The following is a 20,884-nucleotide window of genomic DNA, read 5'->3' on the forward strand; positions in this document are numbered from 1 at the left end:
AAATAACCAGGAAGGAATTTCAAATGTCTTCTGCATTCTACCAACAGATTCAGCAGCAAATTGAAGATGTGAAGACTGAAGGTCTTTACAAATCAGAGCGCGTAATCACGTCTCAGCAGCAAGCGGCTGTTAAAATCTCTACCGGTGAAGAAGTATTAAACTTCTGTGCAAACAACTACCTTGGTCTTGCTAACCATCCTGCGCTAATTGAAGCGGGTAAAGCGGGCATGGACGAGCACGGCTTTGGTATGGCTTCAGTACGTTTCATCTGTGGTACTCAAGACATCCACAAAGAGCTTGAACAGAAGTTGTCTAAGTTCCTAGGTAAAGAAGATACGATTCTTTACACCTCTTGCTTCGATGCAAACGCAGGTCTGTTTGAAACCATTCTCGGTAAAGAAGACGCAATTATTTCAGACGCACTAAACCACGCGTCAATCATCGACGGTGTTCGTCTATGTAAAGCAATGCGCTTCCGTTACTCAAACAACAACATGGAAGAGCTAGAGCAACAACTGATTGCTGCGAAAGAAGCAGGCGCACGCCACATTCTTATCGTTACTGACGGTGTGTTCTCAATGGATGGCGTAGTGGCGAACCTTCCGGCTATTTGTGACCTAGCTGAAAAATACGGCGCACTGACCATGGTTGATGACTCTCACGCGGTTGGCTTCATGGGTAAAACGGGTGCAGGTACGCACGAATACCACAACGTGGTTGACCGTATCGACATCATTACAGGTACGCTAGGTAAAGCAATGGGTGGCGCTTCAGGCGGTTACACGTCTGGTAAAGCGGAAGTGATCGACTGGTTACGTCAGCGCTCTCGTCCATACCTATTCTCTAACTCTGTTGCACCAGCAATCGTAAGCGCTTCTATCCGAGTTCTAGATCTACTAGAAGAGAGCGGTGACCTACGTGACCGTCTATGGGAAAACGCAGCACACTTCCGCGCACGTATGGAAGCTGCTGGTTTCACAATGGGCGGCGCTGACCATGCGATCATTCCAATCATGCTAGGTGATGCGAAAGTGGCAGCAGAATTTGCTGAACGAGCACTAGAGAAAGGCATCTACGTAATCGGCTTCTCATTCCCTGTGGTACCAAAAGGCCAAGCGCGTATCCGTACTCAAATGTCAGCTGCGCATTCTCGTGAGCAGCTAGATCGTGCAATTGATGCGTTCATCGAAGTTGGTAAGGACATGGGTCTTATTTAAGACTCTAGGTCCTAGATAATAGGGCCTTTAATTAAGGTTACATTATGAAAATTAAAGCATTATCAAAGCTAAAGCCTGAAGAAGGCATCTGGATGACTGAGGTTGATAAACCTGAAGTTGGCCATAACGATATTCTGATCAAAATTAAGAAAACCGCTATCTGTGGTACTGACGTACACATCTACAACTGGGACGAATGGTCACAAAAGACAATTCCAGTGCCTATGGTTGTCGGTCACGAATACGTGGGTGAAGTGGTTGCGATTGGTCAGGAAGTTCGTGGCTTTGAAATCGGTGACCGCGTATCTGGTGAAGGTCACATCACTTGTGGTCACTGCCGTAACTGTCGTGGCGGTCGTACTCACTTGTGTCGCAACACGATCGGTGTGGGTGTAAACCGTGAAGGCGCATTTGCAGAATACCTAGTGATTCCTGCATTTAACGCGTTTAAGATCCCTGACGAGATTTCTGACGATCTAGCATCGATCTTCGACCCGTTCGGTAACGCGGTACACACTGCGCTTTCTTTCGATCTAGTCGGTGAAGACGTGCTCATCACTGGTGCTGGCCCAATCGGCATCATGGCCGCTGCAGTTGCGAAACACGTCGGCGCTCGTCATGTGGTTATCACAGACGTAAACGAGTACCGTTTAGAGCTAGCTCGTAAAATGGGTGTAACACGCGCAGTAAATGTTGCTGAAGAGAAGCTTGAAGATGTAATGGCTGAACTAGGCATGACAGAAGGCTTTGACGTAGGCCTAGAAATGTCTGGTAACCCAGCGGCATTCAACTCAATGCTAACCACAATGAACCACGGTGGTCGTATTGCATTACTCGGTATTCCACCATCAGATATGGGCATTGATTGGAACCAAGTGATCTTCAAAGGCCTAGTTATCAAAGGCATCTATGGTCGTGAAATGTTCGAAACATGGTACAAGATGGCTTCACTGATTCAATCTGGTTTGGATCTATCACCAATTATCACGCACCACTACAAGATTGATGACTTCCAAGAAGGCTTCGATGTCATGCGTTCAGGCATGTCTGGCAAAGTTATCCTTGATTGGGAATAATCTGCTCAAATAAGAAAGCGCTCCGAAAGGGGCGTTTTTTTTTAGCGATATGTTGTAAACATAAGCGGTAACATAGAACACATAGCCCTCATTTTACAAATGTCCATAGTCTTTTTTCTAGATCATGCACAGCAACATTTCCAGCCTGAAGTTCCAAGTGATTTAGGGCAATACCACAAATCTTTCTTGTACAAAAAAACACCCCACCAGCTGGCACTTATACCGACTCGATAATCGTTGATGTTCAATTTTGAGCATCATATCAATTGCATAACTAGAGGCATCTATTCCAAAAAACTTTTGTAATCATAGTTTTCACTCTATTCCCGCTTAATTCTGTGCGATTAGTATGGTTTTGTTTTCACAACATTTAACTTGAAGGAATAAGGAAAACTATGAAGAAGTCACTGGCAGCTCTAGGTTTGGCGTTGGTATTTACAGGAACAGCTTACGCAGCAAGCTGGGGTTACGAGGGGAGTCACGGGCCTGAGCATTGGGGCGAGTTTGCGTCTGAATGTTCCAAAGGTCAAAACCAAAGCCCAATTAATATTGTCTCCGCAGCAGAAGCGAAGTTAGACAAATTGCAGTTCGACTACCATGGCAAAGCAATCTCATTGCTCAATAACGGCCACACATTACAAACCAGCCTAGAGGGTGACAACACACTGTTGATTGATGGTAATGTATTCACGTTAAAGCAGTTCCACTTCCATACCCCGTCAGAAAACCATGTGGATGGCAAAGAATACCCATTAGAAGCGCATTTTGTGCATGCTGATACAACTGGCCATTTGGCGGTTGTGGCTGTGTTTTTTCAATCCGGAAAAGCGAACCCAGATTTAGCGAAGTTACTGGCAAACATACCAAGTAAAGATCAAGGTGTAGAGATTAAATTGCCATTTGAAGCTGATGCGTTGCTTCCAAAAGACAAAGCGTATTATCGCTTTAATGGCTCACTAACGACACCACCATGCTCTGAAGGGGTACGTTGGTTAGTGATGAAAGAAGCACAAACCATTTCCCCTGAGCAGATTAAAGCGTTTACGAAAGTGATGGGGAAAAACAATCGTCCTATCCAACCATTGAATGCTCGTATGGTGTTAATGCAACACTAACCAATCCAAGCAAATAAAAATGAAAAAGCCCGCTTGAATAAAGCGGGCTTTGTTATTGGTATTAATGGAAATTAGAAGCCGTGATCTTCTTGCTCCTCAGCTTTTATCATTTGAACTGGGTCGAGCTTGAGTGTTTGAGTTGGGAAGGCGATATCTGCTTCGTGTTCTTTAATGATGTTAATTACTTGAAGAAGAACATCCTGTTTAACCTCATGGTATCTCACCCAATTCACGGTTTTTGTGAAGGTATAAATGAAGAAATGCAGTGACGATGGACCGAACGTATCGAAGTTGACGATAAGCGTTTGGCGTGCATCAATATCTTTGTGATTCTTAAGCATCTCTTTCACCGCTGTAATGATTTGCGGCATTTTTTCGGCGTCGTCGTAACGAAGTCCAATTTTTTCGTAGATGCGTCGGTTTAGCATGCGAGATGGGTTTTCTACGACTATGTTGCTAAACACAGAGTTTGGCACATAAAGAGGGCGCTTGTCGAAAGTTCGTATGATGGTCATTCTCCAGCCAATTCGCTCTACCGTACCTTCAATTTGGCGATCTGGAGAGCGGATCCAGTCGCCAACTTTAAACGGACGATCGAAGTAGATCATAAGGCCACCAAAGAAGTTCGACAGCAGATCTTTCGCCGCTAAACCAACGATTAAACCACCGACACCACCAAAGGTGAGCAATCCTGACAGTGACAAGCCAAACGCCTGCATCACAGTGAGAATTCCGACGGTAATAAAGAACAAGCGCGCGACTTTAGCTATCGCTTGCACTGTGGTTTCATCTCGGTTTTTTTGTTCTAGGACGTACTCTTCAACATTGGTGATGAGTCGCATAACGGTCCAGACGAAGATACTGATCACCAAAATCAGTTTCAGCGTGCTTAACCAGTTTATTTTATCGTTGAGCTCGCTCTCTAATATGATGCCGATAGAGACGGTTGCAGGCCAACACCAAATGAGTGTACTGACTGGCGCTTTTAGCGCGTCAAGCAGCATGTCATCCCAGTGGAAAGGGGTTTTCTCTACTAGTACTGCGAGACGAGAGCGGATCAGTCGCCAAGCTATCCAAGCAATAAAGCTGGCGAGTGTAATGAAAAGGACACTCCCACTCCAATCTTGATGAGATGTTTCAATATAGCTTTGCAAATCGGTAAACCACTGTGACATATGTAACTTCTTTCTAGTGAACCATGGAAGGAAAGGTAGCAGATATTACTCCTTCACCCCAGTGATTTCCTTTAAATCATTTACTTATGTTTAAATCGCCTGAGGTAGGCTAGTTCGTGAGGTGAAAAGTGAGTGGTCGAAACTGGGTGATGAGCCGCCGTTCCATTCGTGCGCGGAGCTTCATCATCTCCGATATGCGTTGATATTTGAACGATCAATTATAACTTCTCTGACTTATCGCTAACATTTATCTTAAGTAAGTGTGAGAGTGTATTGGCTCTTGAATTAGCGGAGGCAGATATGGAATTTACAGAGCTGGATCGAAACGCGCTCTACGACATCTGGATGTCACAAAAAGCCAAAATGCACATCACTCAAATGGAAATGGCGAAGCGCCTTGGTTTGAGTCTACACGAGTTTTCTGGCTTGTTACGTGGTAATTCTCCACTGACGCTAGGTTTTGTAAAACAGCTATGCGAGCAGCTACATGTACGTCCTGGTCAGGTGATTCCGTCTTTGACGGAGCGTGATCTATCTGCATCTGGTACGGTTTATTTACAAAATCGTGTAACGGTGGATGGTGATATCAGTAACGTGTTTATCGACGGCAACCAAGTCGTGATTGAGTACGTTCACCAAGTCAGCTAGCTTGCTCGTCAAATTATCGGGTTGAAGAGCAATAAAAAACGAGCCAATTTTGGCTCGTTTTTTCGTTTCTGTTTTGCTCGCTTGCAAAGATTATGGGATTTTCACCAAGGAATCGCGAGAAAGATCCGCGATAGACTTCGCGCCTGTAAGCGTCATAGCTACACGCATTTCTTTGTCGTACAGATCCAGTAGGTTTTCAACGCCTGCGCCGCCTTGTGCAGCCAATGCGTACACAAATGAACGACCAAGCAGTGTGCAGTCAGCACCCAGCGCGAGCATACGAACCACATCAAGACCAGTACGGATACCAGAGTCAACAAAGATCTTAAGATCGCCTTTTACCGCATCTGCAATGCTTGGTAGTGCTTTAGCACTTGAAAGCACGCCATCTAACTGACGACCACCATGGTTAGATACTACAATGCCATCCGCGCCGAAACGTACCGCATCTTTTGCATCTTCTTCGTCGAGGATGCCTTTGATGACCATAGGGCCATCCCAAAAGTCACGAATCCACTCAAGATCTTTCCAGGAGATAGACGGGTCGAAGTTTGCGCCTAACCAGCCGATGTAATCTTCTAGTTTTGTTGGTTCGCCGCGATACGTTGAGATGTTACCTAAGTCGTGCGGCTTACCAAGTAGACCCACATCCAGTGCCCAGCTTGGGTGGCGCATCGCCTGGAACACACGACGCATGGCTGCGTTAGGGCCACTCATGCCTGAGTGCATGTCACGGTAACGCGCGCCAGGAACTGGCATATCAACGGTAAACACCAGCGTTGTGACGCCCGCAGCTTTTGCACGCTCAAGCACGTTCTTCATAAAGCCACGGTCTTTAAGCACGTAAAGCTGGAACCACATTGGACGTTCAATTGCAGGTGCGACTTCTTCAATAGGACAAACCGAAACGGTCGACATAGTAAACGGGATGCCTTTCTTCTCGGCCGCTTTTGCTGCTTGAACTTCGCCTCGGCGCGCGTACATACCAGTTAGACCAACAGGAGCTAGCGCGATTGGCATTGCCAGTTTCTCACCGAAGATCTCGGTTTCTAGGCTCAAATCTGTCATATCGCGTAGGACGCGTTGGCGAAGAGCGACATCACCTAAATCGTCAGTATTACGCTTCAGCGTGCGTTCGTCGTAAGAACCGCCATCAATATAATGGAATAGAAACGGAGGAAGCTTGGCTTTCGCGGCAGCGCGGTAGTCAGTAGAAGCTGAGATAATCATAATGGTGTCCTAGCGGTTATTCTAAGCAAAGTTGTGGAGCAATTTGCTCTTTCGTTGAGCCTTCATCGCAAAGCAGTGAAGGCATCAAAATGAGTATAGTTACCTATGGTTCACTTACGTTTGAACTGGTGATGTTGGTAACTCATTTACATAATTGATTGAAAAATTTTGTTAAATCACTCAATCAGTTATACAAATTGGAAAGGATGACACAGCTGCCGGGGGGATTGATGTAGCAAGCTAAATCAACATGTCGGGGTAGTAGTGCTGACAGCTGTGTCAAATTAGGCAGGGCTACAAACCCTGCGTTTCGCGTTACTTCATCAAGACATCCGTCATTTGGAGGCCGTAAATCAACACCAAACCAATAATGCCCGTCATTACAATGTAGTAGAACGTAGGGATAATCGTCTTACGTAATGTTGCGCCTTCACGGCCAAGTAAGCCTACGGTGGCTGATGCGGCAACAACGTTGTGAATCGCAATCATGTTACCTGCGGCTGCGCCAACGGCTTGAAGCGACACAACAATCACACTCGAAATAGATAGTGTTTGTGCCACTTCGAATTGGAACTGGCTGAACATCATGTTTGAAACCGTATTTGAGCCAGCGATGAACGCACCCAGCGCACCAACGGTGGCACTCAGTGCTGGGAACGCAGAACCGACAAGGTCAGAGGCAAAGTTCGCTGTTGTAACCGGCATACTTGCTAGGTCAGCGCCGTTAATACCAGAGTTGATGAAGATACGAACCATCGGGATGGTAAATACCAAGACAAACCCCGCGCCAATCAGTGTTTTGCTTGACTCGCCAAACGCTTCACGCAATGGTTTTACGCTGCCACTTTGTAACATTGCGGCAAGCAGTGCGACAAACACGAGGATGCCACCTGGCAGGTACAACGGCTGAATAGCGGCACTCACACCAGTCTCACCAAGAATATTGCTGAACGACAAACTTACGCTTTGTACAAAGCCTTTCAGTTCCGGACTTACGCGGCTTGCGACGAGAATTACCGCCAGCATTACATATGGTACCCAAGCTTTTACGATGCTCATTGGTTTGCCTGGATTGTCGTTTAGATCGACTTTTAGCGAGCCCAGCCATTCAACAGGCCATTTGTCTTCGCTTTCGAAATCCCACTTAGTCTTTGGTACTAAGAAGCCTTTTTTCGCTGCGGTAACAACAATAGAAAGACCAACCAAACCACCGATTAGTGAAGGGAATTCTGCACCCAAGAACACACCAGTTAATGCGTATGGCACAGTGAAAGAGACACCTGCGAATAAAGCAAATGGTAGAATATCCAGACCTTCACTCCAGCTTCTGTTCTTGCCGAAGAAACGTGTTAACATCATCGCCATTAATACAGGGATCATCGTACCTACAACAGCGTGAATCACAGCAACGTGCGCGGTGATATCTTGCAGGTACATTTCCCATGTTGCGCCTTGTGCAGCCAAAGACTCACTGATGTTATGGGTGTCTAAACCTTTGTTTACACCCACGATGATTGGCGTACCCACCGCACCGAATGAAACAGGCGTTGACTGAATCATCATGCCCATTAGGACAGCGGCTAGCGCAGGGAAGCCGATTGCAACCAGTAGTGGCGCAGCAATTGCTGCCGGGGTACCGAACCCTGATGCACCTTCAATGAATGAGCCAAAACACCAAGCAATGATGATGGCTTGCACACGGCGGTCAGCTGAAATATCGGTAAATCCATTACGGATAGTGGTGATCGCTCCAGTGTGTTTTAAAGTGTTGAGCAAGAAGATGGCACCAAACACGATCCATAGAACAGAGACAGTAATGCCTAGCCCTTGGAATACAGAAGCCAGTACGCGATTGGCTGACATATCCCAAAACATTAGGGCAATAGCGACGGTTAAACCGAACGCAACAGGCATGGCTTTTTTAGCAGGCCAGTTGAGACCAACCAATAAGATGGCGGCAACAACAATTGGCGAAAATGCCACTAGGGCAAGTAGGGTTTCACTCATTTGTACATCCTTCGTACGCTGACTTCTCGAACGGTGTCAATCCGCTGTAGAGGTGACTTTTTGTTGTAATGGTTTTGTTAATTTGGCGTGAATTTACTCCTTTATTTTTTGTTGATATAGGGAAATAATGAAAATAATTAATTCCAAAAGTGACATAATCGTATGAGAGCAGACGACTTAATCCTATTTTCTCAAGTAATCGAACTGGGCAGTTTTAGTAAGGTTGCAGAAGCAAATAACCTTACAAATTCGGTAGTTAGTAAAAGAATGGCAAGGTTGGAGGAAGAGATAGGGGCGCAGCTATTATATCGAACAACGCGTAAATTGACCTTAACCGAAGCAGGTAAGGTGTTACTCCACAGTGCTAAAAATGTGAAGCAGGCCACTCAGGAGGCTATGGACGCTGTTGCAGGCTTTGGAGAGAATGTGAGCGGTCACATAAAAATGTCCGTGCCTTGTATCTCTGGAGATTTGATACTTGCTGATGCCGTTGCGGAATTTTGTAACCTTCATCCGGGTCTGACCGTGGACATGTCATTGGATAACCGCTTTGTCGATTTGGTGGCTGATGGTTACGATTTAGTCATTCGAACTGGCTACCTAGCCGATTCCAGTTTGATCGCACGACATATTCTCGATTCCCAATGGGTGGTATGCGCGTCCCCTTCATATATCGCTAAAAATGGGAAGCCGATCGAGCCGATTGATCTCACCACGCACAATTGTCTGCAATACGCTTACCAAACCACAGGTGCAACAGACTGGGAGTTTAAAGGCGAAGATGGTAATTACATCGTCAAAGTATCGGGCTGCTTTTCTACTGATAACGCGACCGCATTACGTAAAGCCGCTCTGGGCGGCCATGGTATAGCTTACGTCCCGCGATGCTTGGTGTATCACGATATTCGCAATGGTCAACTGGTGGATATTTTTCCTGAACTAGTGGGTAAAAAGTTGGGTATCTATGCGGTGTACCCGTTTACTCGTCAACCACCGAATAAAGTGAAACTGCTTATTGAGCACATTCGTGATCGTTACTTAACGATATCTCATTATTTCTAGTCCCTTCATAGATTTAAAACAATGTCGTTGAAATCAATATTGGGTGCTCTAAGGTAATCACCGCAATAAAACGATATGAAAATAAACAACTTAATAAAAGCAACGGAGTAACACGGACGTTATGCATTACCCAAAAACACGTAAAGATTCTGTCGTGGACACTTATTTTGGTCACGACATTGCCGACCCTTATCGTTGGTTAGAAGATGATCGCAGCGAAGAAACCGCACAATGGGTTTCGGGACAAAACTCGGTAACATTCGATTTTCTTGGTCAGATCCCGTATCGCCAACAGATTCGTGACTTGGTCGCAAACAGTCAAAATTATGAGAAATACTCTCAGCCATTTGTGCGCGGTGATTATACTTACTTTTACAAAAACGACGGTTTGCAAAACCAAAGCGTGCTGTATCGCCATAAAGGGGAGGGAGAAGCCGAGGTTTTCCTTGATCCAAATACGTTCTCTGAAGAGGGCACGACCTCTCTTGGCGAAGTCAGCTTCTCTAAAGACTATCGTTTGGTCGCGTATTCCATCTCGGAAGGGGGCAGTGACTGGCGCAAGATCTTTGTTATTGATGCCGAAACCAAAGAACAGTTAGAGCCTGAGATTGTGGATGCGAAGTTTACGTCGATTTCTTGGCTGGGCAGCAAAGGCTTCTATTACTCAAGCTATGATAAGCCGCAAGGCAGTGAGTTATCTGCGCGAACTGAACATCACAAGCTTTATTATCATGAACTTGGTACACCTCAGTCTGAAGATAAAGTGATTTTCGGTGAGTTGGATACGCAGGTTCACCGTTATGTGTCTGGTACCACGACGACGGACGATCGCTTCCTCATTATTTCTGGCGCAGAATCCACATCGGGTAATCGTCTGTTTTATATCGATTTACAGTCTGAGTCCCAAGCGATTGTGACCCTTCGTGATACAACGCAAGGCGACACCTACTTGATTGATAGCCAAGACGAAACCTTGCTGCTTTACACCAACCTAGATGCGCCGAATGGCAAAGTTGTCAGCTACAACACCCGAACAGCGCAATGGATGGATGTGATTGCTGAACAAGAACAGCCGTTAGAAATCAGCAAAGGTGGCGGTTATCTGTTTGCGACTTATATGGTGGATGTACTTTCTAAAGTGCAGCAGTTTAACTACCAAGGTGAATGGATTCGAGATGTTGAACTGCCGGGAGAGGGTACGGCTTATGGTCTAGCGGGTAAAAAAGAAGAAACCACGCTGTATTACACCTTTACTAACTACGTGACGCCACCGACGATCTTCTCATTTGATGTTGAGTCTGGTGAATCGACGCTGTTTCAAGAATCAAAAGCGCCATTCGATCGCAGTGAGTATGAATCAAAACAGGTGTTCTACACCTCAAAAGATGGCACGCAAGTTCCGATGATCATCTCATACAAGAAGGGCATCGCGCTTGATGGCAGTGCGCCAACCATGCTGTATGGTTACGGCGGTTTTAACATCAGCCTCACTCCGATGTTTTCTGGCAATGTGGCCAACTGGCTGGAATTGGGTGGTATTTACGCTGTAGCCAACATGCGAGGCGGCGGTGAGTACGGTAAAGCTTGGCACAACGCAGGCACTCAGCAGCAAAAGCAAAACGTATTTGATGACTTTATTGCGGCGGCGGAATACCTGATTGAAAACGACTACACTAGCTCCGAGCGCCTAGCGATTCGTGGTGGTTCAAATGGCGGCTTGTTGGTTGGTGCGTGTATGACGCAACGTCCTGAGTTATTTAAGGTGGCGCTGCCAGCCGTAGGTGTGCTTGATATGCTCCGTTACCACACGTTTACGTCTGGAGAAGGCTGGAAGTATGACTATGGCACGTCTGAGCAAAGCGAAGCGATGTTCCAATACTTGCTTGGCTACTCTCCTGTTCACAATGTAAAAGAAGGCGTGCAGTATCCTGCGACATTGGTGACAACCGCCGATCACGACGATCGTGTGGTTCCAGCACATTCGTACAAGTTTATTGCGGAACTGCAAGACAAACAGCAAGGTGCTAATCCAGTATTGATACGCATTGATGTCAATGCTGGTCATGGTGCAGGAATGCCGCTGAGTAAGCAAATTGACCTCACCACAGACGTGTATGCATTTACGTTATACAATATGGGTATTGAGTCGATTTAATGCCTTAGTTGCTCTCAGCTTCTGAGAATAAAAAATGCCGCGACTCTGTCGCGGCATTTTTCATGGTTGGGGGAACTCAATTCATACTGTTTACCAGTATTTGAGCCAGGTTGACTAAGTCTGACTCTTGAACCAACCAGTCTCGGCGGCCAAACCGAAAGGCAGCTACGCCATTCTTAAGACAAGATGAAATCATCACCTTTTCTTAATCCTAGTTTATGAATATGAAACTGTGATGAACCTAAGCCGCATTGTGCTGATTTTCACTGCTTTCAAGATCAAATGAGGCATCTATCAGTTTTTTCGTGTAGTCATTTTTAGGGTTTTGGAAAATATTTTCGGCCGTATCTTGTTCCATGACCTCGCCCTTTTGCATGACAAGAACACGATGAGAAAGGGCTTTGACGACTGATAGATCGTGGCTAATAAACAAGTAGCCAATGTTATGCTTTTTCTGCAAATCTTTCAGGAGATCAATCACAGTCAGTTGAACCGAGCGGTCCAATGCAGAGGTCGGCTCATCAAGCAAAATAAACGAAGGTTCAAGGATCAGTGCTCGCGCGATAGCAATACGCTGACGCTGGCCTCCTGAAAACTCGTGCGGATAGCGGTTGATGGACGCGGGATCTAAGCGAACCTCTCGAAGCACGTCGCGTGCTTTCTGCATACGTTCTTTTTTACTCAACGTTGGCTGGTGGACAGTTAATCCTTCAGTGATGATCTCGCCGATAGTCATACGAGGAGAAAGCGAACCATAAGGGTCTTGGAACACCATCTGAACGTCTTTTTTCAGCTCAAAACGTTCTTTGTTTGTCAGCAAAGCCATATCTTGGCCTTTGTATTCGATTTTACCTGTGGATGGCAGGAGGCCTATCAGTGCGCGGCCGAGGGTAGACTTGCCTGAACCGGATTCCCCAACAATCCCGAGTGTTTCCCCTTGTTTGAGCTCAAGAGAAATGCCTTTTACGGCTTCGAAGTACTCATTTTTACTGGCAATAAAATGCGACTTTATCAAGAATTTGACTCGTATATCGTCAGCTTTTAATAGTTGTGTAGCACTCTCGCTAATAGGGTCCTTACTGCCTTTTGGAATCGAGTTGATCAGCATACGTGTGTATTCGTGCTTTGGGTCTTCGAAGAGTGTTTGCGTTTCGCCTTCTTCGACGACTTCCCCTTTACACATCACAATGACACGGTCGGCAAAGTGTTTTACGACGCCTAAATCATGAGTAATAAATAGGATTGCCATGCCCATCTGAGCCTGAATTTCTTTAATCAGGTGCAGCACTTCTGCTTGAACCGTGACATCTAACGCGGTGGTTGGTTCGTCGGCAATTAAAATATCGGGTTCGTTAATCAATGCCATTGCAATCATGATGCGTTGCAACTGACCACCAGAAAACTCGTGCGGATATTTGCTGTACGCTTTCTCTGGCTCTGGCATGTGAACCAGTTCAAACAGCTCTAACACTCTCGCTTTGGCTTTCCGTCTATCCACTGGACGGTGGCACATGATGGCCTCAGCAACTTGGATCCCCACCCGCATGTATGGGTTCAGTGAGGTCATCGGCTCCTGAAAAATCATACCGATACGATCACCGCGAACGCTTTGCATTTCACGCTCCGTTTTATCCAAGATGGAGCTACCCTCAAACATGATGGATGAGTTCGTATGCAAAATAGCGTTGTCTGGCAATAGTTTCATCAGTGCATTGGTTGATACTGACTTGCCAGACCCAGACTCGCCAACGATGGAAAGCGTCTCGCCTGCTTTTAAATCGAAGCTAACATTCTTTACTGCATCGACGATCCCATCGTTTGTCGTAAAGCTGACCGATAGGTTACTCACCGAAAGAATGGTTTTAGAAGACATCACAGATCCTTGTGGTTGGTAAAGCAAATGATACTCAAGCAATGGACAGCACAAACCTAGCTGGCCTAAATGCTTGGGCTTTAGATTAATTATAAAGGTGAGAAGGCGAAGACTTTGCCGAACTCATCGCTTGCAAATGCAAAAACTGCTCATGTGCGCGCGTTACATGGTCTAGCTCAATCATCCATTGAGCATTGCGTTGAGCAGAGCAAAATGCCGCCATATGAGCTAACAAGTCTTCACTTTGTTGACCAAGTAAATGACCCACACGCTCAATAAGTTCATGATTCTCTAATTGCAAGAATTGGAATAGTGCGTACGTTTGATTGAGTGTTGAAAAAGCATCGCGCTGTAATCCGAGTTTGTTGAGAATCTCCGATTGTGCGACGCACGCATCTCTAAGCCCGGTGATAAGACAGACAAACTGACAAGGTTTGGTTTGAGCATTTTCGAGCGCCGAATGAATGTGGTTCGGTAGATTGCTGAGTACATCGTCGTATAAACGATGTGCCTCGGGCCAGTGGCCTTGTTCCATCAATTGCTCTGCTTTCAAGTAGCGCATCCAGCATTGCTCAATATTCATGTCCATCTCCACAAGAGTTGATTTGTTTTGATATTAAATGAAATTGATTATCAATTGCAAGTGAGTGTTGATATCACTTTTATGCTCATAAAACGTCCAATCAAACTAGGGTGGAAGGTAAATCACTTAAAATTAAGCAAATAATCTCTACACTCAAATGACGAAAATAAGAAAAAAGGAAGTGGATATGGCAATACTAAGATTGGAAGCTAAGCAGCTATATTCTGTAGCAGATCTAGAGAATATGCCATGTAAGTCGACCAAGGAGTTACCTCCAATTGATGAGATTGTGGGCCAAGAGCGCGCGCAAAAAGCGGTCGAGTTTGCGATGTCCATCAAAGAGAAAGGGTATAACATCTACGCCATTGGTCAGAATGGGCTAGGTAAACGCACCATGATCCTGCGCTATCTGAATCGTCACCAGCACGATGCAGCAGCCTTGTTTGATTGGTGTTACGTTGCGAACTTTGAAGATACCCGCACACCCAAGGTTTTGAAGCTGCCTTGTGGTATCGGGAATAAGTTACGTGTTGATATTGAAGCCTTAATGGGCAAACTACTGAATGCTTTACCCCTAGCGTTCGACAATGAAATGTACTTTAGCCGCGCTGAGCGATTAAAAAATCAATTGGCAGCGAAGCAACAAAACGAGCTGGACCGCATTAGCCGAGAGGCAAAAGAGAAAGGCATTAGCTTGACGCTTACCACACAAGGCGATTATCAGTTTGTCGCCATGAATGGTGACGAGCTTCATACGGAAGAGTCTTTTGATGCACTAAGTAAGAAAGAGCAAGAGCAGTTCAGCGATGCTATTGATGAACTCGAAGTGCGATTACGCTCGATGGTTCGTGAGCTCACGGAGTGGGAAGAGACGTACAGCGATAAAATCAAAAAGCTTAATGATGAAGTGACGCTTGATGTGATTACTCACTTCATCAAAAAACTCAAAGTGGATTACGCGGAATATTCTGAAATCAAAACGTACTTAACTGAGCTGCAAAAAGATATTGTTGAAAACGCAGATATCTTCCTTGATCAAAGTGGTGAGCAAGGCGAAATTGCGACGGCGTCGTTGGATAAAAAATTACCACGTCGTTATAAAGTGAACGTATTGGTAAGCCGCAACAGCAGTGACTTTCCTATCGTTGTTGAAGAAAACCCTAATTACCATTCGCTCTTCGGTTCGATTGAGACAGCCACTTTCAAGGGAACCGTGTTTACCGACTTTTCGCTGATTCGTGCGGGGAGTTTGCATAAGGCGAATGGCGGCGTTCTGTTAATGGATGCACAGAAAGTGCTTGAACAGCCTTACGTTTGGGATGGTTTGAAGCGCGCACTGCGCGCTCGTCAATTGAGCTTTACCTCCCTAGAAAAAGAAGTGACATTGACAGGGGCGGTATCACTCGATCCCGAGCCTATCCCGCTCGATATTAAAATCATTCTGTTTGGTGACTACCGAACTTATCAATTGCTGCAGCATTACGATCCAGAGTTCAGTGAATTGTTCCGAGTGACAGCGGATTTTGAAGATGAGATGAAGCGAACGCCAGAGTCGGAACTGCACTATGCGCGCTTTATTTCTAGCGTCGTGAACGATAACAACATGCTGCACTGTGATAGAAAGTCCATGGGACGGATTATCGAATACAGTTCACGCTTGTCTGGTGATCAAACCAAGCTATCACTCCACTCTGCCAATATTGCGAATTTATTACGTGAGTCAAACTACGTTGCTCGTCAAGCCAACTCCAACATGATCCGTATCGGTCATGTGGAAGAGGCGCTCAAGAACCAAGAAATGCGAGTGAGCCGATTACGCGACAACGTGATGGAAACGTTTGTTAACGGTACAACCTTGATTCGCACTGAAGGAAAGGCTATCGGTCAAGTGAATGCCCTCTCGGTATTAAGTACCAGCGACTACATGTTTGGTGCGCCGAATCGCATCACCGCGACGACGTGTTACGGCGATGGGGATGTTATCGATATCGAACGCAGTGTGGATTTGGGCGGCAGTATTCACTCTAAAGGCGTGATGATTCTATCGGCCTACTTGTCTTCCGTGTTTGGTAAAACGGCGCGAGTACCATTAACCACAACGATTACGTTTGAGCAATCTTATGGTGGTGTCGACGGTGATAGTGCCAGCATGGCAGAGCTATGTGCTGTGGTGTCTGCTTTTTCAAAGCAACCAAACCGACAAGACATTGCGATTACAGGCTCGATGAATCAGTTTGGTGAAGCTCAGCCGATTGGTGGTGTGAACGAAAAAATTGAAGGCTTTTACGATGTGTGTGTGATTAAAGGTCGTCATGAAGGGCAGGGGGTCATTATCCCGCAATCTAACGTTCACAACTTGATGCTCCGTTCCGACATCGTGAAAGCAGTAGAAAAAGGTGAGTTTAATATTTGGGCGATTGATCATGTCACTGAAGCCATCGAACTGTTCACGGGGAAAGTCGCCGGTGAGCCAACCGATGAAGGCTCTTATCCAATAGATACGATTTTTGGCCTTGCTCAAGCTAAGCTCAATTCGTTGAGAAAGTAGCCTAAAACCGCCCTAAATGTGAATGTATCTCATCATAAGTGATCACAATTTATCATAACGACAATATCCCGACACTACTGTCGGGATGTTGTCAATAACAGATTGAAAATGGGGACTTTTTGTACTAGACAAAAGTGTGATCGACCTCTAATATTCGCCACTTGTTTATTCGTCTGGGAACTTTCCCGTCGCAAGGAAGCATAGATATTCAAATAACCGAAATGCAGCTTCAGTATTGATAGTTGCTTGAGTTCGTTTGGATATAGGCATCACGCATACAACTGAGGTCCAGTCATGCAGTTATCACTGAAAAATTTGTCAGTACGAACGCAAATTTTGGTTCCGGTATTATTTACCGCGATTGTTTTGTTTATTGCTTTGTGGATTACTAAAAACAATCTTCAAGCTGAGCAAGATGTTATTGCTTCCAACCAAGAGTCTTTGGTTTTCCATAAAGACACTTTGGCGCGTATTGACGATGAAATTTATCCACTTCGTATTACAGCGGTTTACGCTATCTACGACGCTTCCCGTCGTGAAAATTTTCTTAATGAATTGAAAGAAGGCTTAAAGCAGGTTGAAGCTGATTTAAGTGCGATTGAAGCTCGTAATCTGTTTCGTGAAGATGCGATTAAAGTTCGCCAAGCGATCGAAGCCTATGTTCGATATTCAGAGCGCTCAGTGGCTTTCTTTAACCAGTACGATCAAGGCTTGAAATCGGACAGTGAGTACCGTGCATTCATTAAAGAGTACCGTAATGTTGGCCGAGAAATGGTTCAACAAATCAATACTCTGTCGAAGCATGTGAATGACCAAGCAGAGCAGTCAACCATAAGAAGCCATCAACAGAATGAGCGTGTACAAAACAACGCTATGCTGACAGTTCTTGCGGTATTTGCGTTCTCATTGGTGGGGGCGTGGATCTTATCAGGCATGATTGTTACGCCTATTCAAAAACTTCAAGAAGTGATGCGTCAGTTGGCAATGGGCAACTTATCAGTTCGCGCAGATGTAGATGGTGATAACGAAATTGCGAAGCTGAGCAAAGATGTTAACCAAACAGCAGAACAGCTTTATAACACGGTCGACCAGCTAACTCGCATCAGTGAAGAGGTTGCATCGGCATCGACTGAGCTTGCCGCCGTAATGACGCAAGCAGAAGCGAATGCTCAGCTAGAGCTCGCTGAGATCGAACAAGTTGCATCGGCTGTTAATGAACTTGCTAGCACGGCAAACAACGTGAGCGATAACGCAACGTCTGCGGATTCGACAGCTCGCGAAGCTGATGGTCTTGCGCAATCAGGTCTGGCTATCTTCCAAGAGAGCGCAGAAGCAAGCGCACAGATGTCTCAGGCATTGAACGATGCAGCGCAAGTGGTACTGCGTTTAAAAGAGCAGTCGGTTCAGATCAACGACGTTATCGAAGTGATTCGCGGTGTCTCTGAGCAGACCAACTTACTCGCATTGAACGCTGCGATTGAAGCAGCGCGTGCTGGTGAGTCTGGTCGTGGTTTTGCGGTTGTTGCGGATGAAGTACGCATGCTCGCGGCACGCACGCAAGACTCGACTCAAGAGATCCAAACGATTATTGAAGAACTTCAAGCGCAGTCTGGGCTTGCGAATGACAGCATGCAAGTCAGCCTTGATATGCTCAGTCGTAACAACGAACTGACGCAACAAGCGAATGAGGCATTGGTTGGTATTACCGAGTCGGTAGCCAACATTAACGATTCAAACACGCAAGTGGCAACCGCAGCCGAAGAGCAGTCTCAAGTCACTCAAGACATCAACCGGAACGTGGTTAACATGTCTGAACTCGTTAACCAGAATGTGGCGGGTATTAGTCAAAGCGCAAGCGCGAGTACTGAGCTTTCATTACTTGCAGAGAAGCAGAAAGAGCAATTGAGCTTCTTTAAGCTTTAATTCGCTATTCGCCTAACAAAATGTATAAATCCCTGAGCTATTGCTTGGGGATTTTTTTGTTTGTGAGAAACTGATTTAAAATCAGGAAGTCTATCTAAAACAGTCATTTAGTGAAAATATTTTGCGAGCAAAATCACATATAGTGAGATTATTTTTACATTTTTTGCGTCAAAATTTTTTTGACGCGAACGATTTTTTTACCTCAACCGATAACTTGATTGTTGAGAGGTATTCATATCGTCATTTTACTTGGTGTTTTCTTCTATAAGTGCTGTTTATTCAACGCGTTGCGTGAAAAATAACAGCTGCTACTATGCCGCCAGTTTTCTCGTTGGTACAGAAAAGTCCTGTTTTTCTGGTGAGAAAACACATATAAAACAATGATATGGAAAATAACAATGAAATTAAAAACTTTAGCTGTAGCAGTGGCGCTAATGGCATCAGGATCTCAAGTTGTCGCTTCAGAACTATACAACCAAGATGGCACTTCTCTTGAGATGGGCGGCCGCGCTGAAGCGCGTCTTTCTATGATGGATGGTAAGGCAAAAGACCGTACTCGCATCCGTCTTAACTTCCTAGGCAAACAGGAAATCAATGAAAACCTATACGGTGTTGGTTTTTGGGAAGGTGAGTTCGAAACAAAAGAAGAAGGTGCCGTAGATAACAACAGTGATCTTGAAACTCGTTACGCTTACGCAGGCCTAGGCGGTAAATACGGTGAAGTAACTTACGGTAAAAACGACGGTGCATTATTCGTTCTTACTGACTTTACCGATATTATGGCTTACCACGGTAACACTGCAGCACTTAAGCTGCCTGTATCTGACCGTACAGATAACATGCTTTCTTACAAAGGCCAATTCGAGCAACTAGCTGTACGTGCTAGCTACCGCTTTGCTGATCGCACAACAGATGCAAAAGGTTTTACAGACAACGAGGAAGATGGCTTCTCTCTATCTGGTATTTACGCATTTGCTAATACTGGTATTGAACTAGGTGCTGGTTATGCAGACCAAAACGATAGTGATGAGTTCATGCTTGCTGCTGCATACTCTGTAGGTGATTTCTACTTCGCTGGTAACTACACAGGCGCAGACGTGGATGTTGCAGGTGAGTCTGCGGATTACAAAGGCTACGAACTAGCTGCATCATACACTATGGGTCAAACTGTATTTACTTCTACGTTCAACAAAGGTGAGCTAGAAGATGCTGATACTGTAGAAAACCTAGCTGTTGATGTTACTTACTACTTCAAGCCTAACTTCCGTGGCTACGCATCATACAACTTCGATCTAATGGATAACGAAGGCGCTGATGAAAAAGATGAACTAGCGCTAGGTCTACGTTACGACTTCTAAGTCGAAACTGTTATCTAAGATACTGCCTTATTCTTAGTAAACAAAACCCCTTACTTTACAGTAAGGGGTTTCTTGTTTTCCGGGTATCAAAACTGGCCGCTACTTGGTGCTCATTATCAAAGCTACCTTTTTAGTGTGAGTTTAGTCCCATCAAATTTTAGGTGACTCAGGAGACTTTTAGCGTTGGTTTTACCAACCTCATCAAACTCCATTCCATAGCGAGCATGGTGTGTCGATTTTTGTAAGTTACAAATACGACCTCGCAATGGCGCGAGCATGTGGCTTTCACCGGGCATGGTTAGGTCCAATGAAACGCGATCACCAACCTGAAGTGGTCGGCTCATTGGTGATGTCACAAAGCGGCAGCCACTACGAGATAAATCTCTTATCTCGCATTCAGTTCGATAGGCTTCTAAACAAACGCGCGCCCTCAAATTCACTTCGTAACGTACTTCTTTACGAAGCTGAAAGACCTGCATGGTGTTAGGTAGACTTAGCACTAAAATTGGATATGGGTCGCCGAGTCGGTGCTGCAATTGCGCCCGAAATGGAATGACAGCACCTTCCCCTCGATGAGAGTACGCTTTTACATTGATCCAAAAGCCTTCTTGAAAATAGAATTTCAAGTCCTCATCGGAGATGTTCGGAACCTCTATCAATGCGGTATTATTTGAGTGACAGCCGACAAATGTGCTGGTTGTAATAAACTTGGTACCAACAGGTGTCGTGACGTTTAAACTTACTTCACTGCCATGTTCGACCATTGCCATTGCATCGGTGCTATTTAGTGTACTTGCCTGACGTTCGGGTGCCTTCTTGCTTTGCAGAGGTAGTTTGCCGTCTCTGGCAATAGGGCTCATATTTCTCATTATTATTGTCGTACCTGATTTGAGAAGGTAATGGCGTGAAGTGAC

15 protein-coding genes are annotated in these 20,884 nt (G+C 45.4%); 9 read left to right on the plus strand and 6 right to left on the minus strand.

The annotated features are described in order from the left end of the window. The first annotated feature begins 23 nt into the window (after positions 1-23). The 3 genes from NL644_RS01660 (at position 24) to NL644_RS01670 (ending at position 3,408) form a co-directional block, all read left to right on the plus strand. Positions 24-1,217: a glycine C-acetyltransferase gene (locus NL644_RS01660; protein ID WP_114322788.1), complete on the plus strand. Its 1,194-nt coding sequence runs from the start codon at positions 24-26 to the stop codon at positions 1,215-1,217. Positions 1,218-1,261: 44 nt separating this feature from the next. After that, complete coding sequence (tdh, locus tag NL644_RS01665) at positions 1,262-2,293, plus strand: L-threonine 3-dehydrogenase (RefSeq protein ID WP_005394871.1); 1,032 nt, start codon at positions 1,262-1,264, stop codon at positions 2,291-2,293. Positions 2,294-2,688: 395 nt separating this feature from the next. Beyond that, positions 2,689-3,408, plus strand: coding sequence for a carbonic anhydrase (locus NL644_RS01670; RefSeq protein ID WP_114322789.1), 720 nt, complete (start codon positions 2,689-2,691; stop codon positions 3,406-3,408). A gap of 71 nt (positions 3,409-3,479) precedes the next feature. On the opposite strand, the gene NL644_RS01675 is transcribed toward NL644_RS01670, so the two are convergent. After that, positions 3,480-4,583 carry a mechanosensitive ion channel family protein gene (locus NL644_RS01675; protein ID WP_046875767.1) on the minus strand — a complete coding sequence of 368 codons (1,104 nt, stop codon included), beginning with the start codon at positions 4,581-4,583 and terminating at the stop codon, positions 3,480-3,482. Positions 4,584-4,883: 300 nt separating this feature from the next. Between NL644_RS01675 and NL644_RS01680 the strand changes: the two genes are divergently transcribed. Next, positions 4,884-5,231 (plus strand): helix-turn-helix transcriptional regulator, encoded by a 348-nt coding sequence (locus NL644_RS01680; RefSeq protein WP_005375109.1) that lies wholly within the window; start codon positions 4,884-4,886, stop codon positions 5,229-5,231. Between the two features lie 90 nt (positions 5,232-5,321). On the opposite strand, the gene lldD is transcribed toward NL644_RS01680, so the two are convergent. Next, positions 5,322-6,461: an FMN-dependent L-lactate dehydrogenase LldD gene (lldD, locus tag NL644_RS01685; protein WP_005383962.1), complete on the minus strand. Its 1,140-nt coding sequence runs from the start codon at positions 6,459-6,461 to the stop codon at positions 5,322-5,324. A 315-nt stretch (positions 6,462-6,776) separates the two neighbouring features. After that, on the minus strand, positions 6,777-8,468 hold the full coding sequence (locus tag NL644_RS01690) for an L-lactate permease (protein ID WP_253657902.1): 1,692 nt from the start codon (positions 8,466-8,468) through the stop codon (positions 6,777-6,779). Between the two features lie 162 nt (positions 8,469-8,630). Between NL644_RS01690 and NL644_RS01695 the strand changes: the two genes are divergently transcribed. Beyond that, on the plus strand, positions 8,631-9,530 hold the full coding sequence (locus tag NL644_RS01695) for a LysR family transcriptional regulator (RefSeq protein ID WP_005375112.1): 900 nt from the start codon (positions 8,631-8,633) through the stop codon (positions 9,528-9,530). Between the two features lie 121 nt (positions 9,531-9,651). Then, positions 9,652-11,685, plus strand: coding sequence for a prolyl oligopeptidase family protein (locus NL644_RS01700; RefSeq protein WP_047009584.1), 2,034 nt, complete (start codon positions 9,652-9,654; stop codon positions 11,683-11,685). A 241-nt stretch (positions 11,686-11,926) separates the two neighbouring features. Here the strand turns inward: NL644_RS01700 and NL644_RS01705 are convergent, their stop codons facing one another. Then, on the minus strand, positions 11,927-13,558 hold the full coding sequence (locus NL644_RS01705) for an ABC transporter ATP-binding protein (protein ID WP_253657903.1): 1,632 nt from the start codon (positions 13,556-13,558) through the stop codon (positions 11,927-11,929). Between the two features lie 85 nt (positions 13,559-13,643). After that, positions 13,644-14,141: a hypothetical protein gene (locus NL644_RS01710; RefSeq protein WP_054866850.1), complete on the minus strand. Its 498-nt coding sequence runs from the start codon at positions 14,139-14,141 to the stop codon at positions 13,644-13,646. A 187-nt stretch (positions 14,142-14,328) separates the two neighbouring features. Here NL644_RS01710 and NL644_RS01715 point away from each other — a divergent pair, with 187 nt between their 5' ends. The 3 genes from NL644_RS01715 to NL644_RS01725 all read left to right on the plus strand — a co-directional run bounded on the left by NL644_RS01715 (position 14,329) and on the right by NL644_RS01725 (position 19,970). After that, the gene (locus tag NL644_RS01715; protein WP_005394880.1) at positions 14,329-16,689 is read left to right on the plus strand and encodes a Lon protease family protein; all 2,361 of its coding nucleotides are present in this window, start codon (positions 14,329-14,331) and stop codon (positions 16,687-16,689) included. A gap of 294 nt (positions 16,690-16,983) precedes the next feature. Next, positions 16,984-18,612 carry a methyl-accepting chemotaxis protein gene (locus NL644_RS01720; RefSeq protein WP_005394881.1) on the plus strand — a complete coding sequence of 543 codons (1,629 nt, stop codon included), beginning with the start codon at positions 16,984-16,986 and terminating at the stop codon, positions 18,610-18,612. 398 nt (positions 18,613-19,010) lie between these two features. Then, positions 19,011-19,970, plus strand: a complete 960-nt coding sequence (locus tag NL644_RS01725; protein WP_005394882.1) for a porin — start codon at positions 19,011-19,013, stop codon at positions 19,968-19,970. Positions 19,971-20,092: 122 nt separating this feature from the next. Here NL644_RS01725 and NL644_RS01730 read toward each other — a convergent pair whose 3' ends face one another. Next, on the minus strand, positions 20,093-20,830 hold the full coding sequence (locus tag NL644_RS01730; protein WP_041853113.1) for a flagellar brake protein: 738 nt from the start codon (positions 20,828-20,830) through the stop codon (positions 20,093-20,095). Between the last annotated feature and the right edge of the window lie 54 nt (positions 20,831-20,884).

The organism is Vibrio sp. Y10_XG_PY6 (assembly GCF_024181795.1).
Taxonomy (GTDB): Bacteria; Pseudomonadota; Gammaproteobacteria; order Enterobacterales; family Vibrionaceae; genus Vibrio; species Vibrio diabolicus.

What these genes read in the sequence shown, in the direction of transcription:
- lldD (WP_005383962.1), bottom strand. Translation starts at nt 6,461, where the DNA reads ATGATTATCTCAGCTTCTACTGACTACCGCGCTGCCGCGAAAGCCAAG.
- NL644_RS01675 (WP_046875767.1), bottom strand. Translation starts at nt 4,583, where the DNA reads ATGTCACAGTGGTTTACCGATTTGCAAAGCTATATTGAAACATCTCAT.
- NL644_RS01695 (WP_005375112.1), top strand. Translation starts at nt 8,631, where the DNA reads ATGAGAGCAGACGACTTAATCCTATTTTCTCAAGTAATCGAACTGGGC.
- NL644_RS01710 (WP_054866850.1), bottom strand. Translation starts at nt 14,141, where the DNA reads ATGAATATTGAGCAATGCTGGATGCGCTACTTGAAAGCAGAGCAATTG.
- NL644_RS01680 (WP_005375109.1), top strand. Translation starts at nt 4,884, where the DNA reads ATGGAATTTACAGAGCTGGATCGAAACGCGCTCTACGACATCTGGATG.
- NL644_RS01720 (WP_005394881.1), top strand. Translation starts at nt 16,984, where the DNA reads ATGCAGTTATCACTGAAAAATTTGTCAGTACGAACGCAAATTTTGGTT.
- NL644_RS01730 (WP_041853113.1), bottom strand. Translation starts at nt 20,830, where the DNA reads ATGAGCCCTATTGCCAGAGACGGCAAACTACCTCTGCAAAGCAAGAAG.
- NL644_RS01690 (WP_253657902.1), bottom strand. Translation starts at nt 8,468, where the DNA reads ATGAGTGAAACCCTACTTGCCCTAGTGGCATTTTCGCCAATTGTTGTT.
- NL644_RS01725 (WP_005394882.1), top strand. Translation starts at nt 19,011, where the DNA reads ATGAAATTAAAAACTTTAGCTGTAGCAGTGGCGCTAATGGCATCAGGA.
- NL644_RS01715 (WP_005394880.1), top strand. Translation starts at nt 14,329, where the DNA reads ATGGCAATACTAAGATTGGAAGCTAAGCAGCTATATTCTGTAGCAGAT.
- tdh (WP_005394871.1), top strand. Translation starts at nt 1,262, where the DNA reads ATGAAAATTAAAGCATTATCAAAGCTAAAGCCTGAAGAAGGCATCTGG.
- NL644_RS01670 (WP_114322789.1), top strand. Translation starts at nt 2,689, where the DNA reads ATGAAGAAGTCACTGGCAGCTCTAGGTTTGGCGTTGGTATTTACAGGA.
- NL644_RS01705 (WP_253657903.1), bottom strand. Translation starts at nt 13,558, where the DNA reads ATGTCTTCTAAAACCATTCTTTCGGTGAGTAACCTATCGGTCAGCTTT.
- NL644_RS01660 (WP_114322788.1), top strand. Translation starts at nt 24, where the DNA reads ATGTCTTCTGCATTCTACCAACAGATTCAGCAGCAAATTGAAGATGTG.
- NL644_RS01700 (WP_047009584.1), top strand. Translation starts at nt 9,652, where the DNA reads ATGCATTACCCAAAAACACGTAAAGATTCTGTCGTGGACACTTATTTT.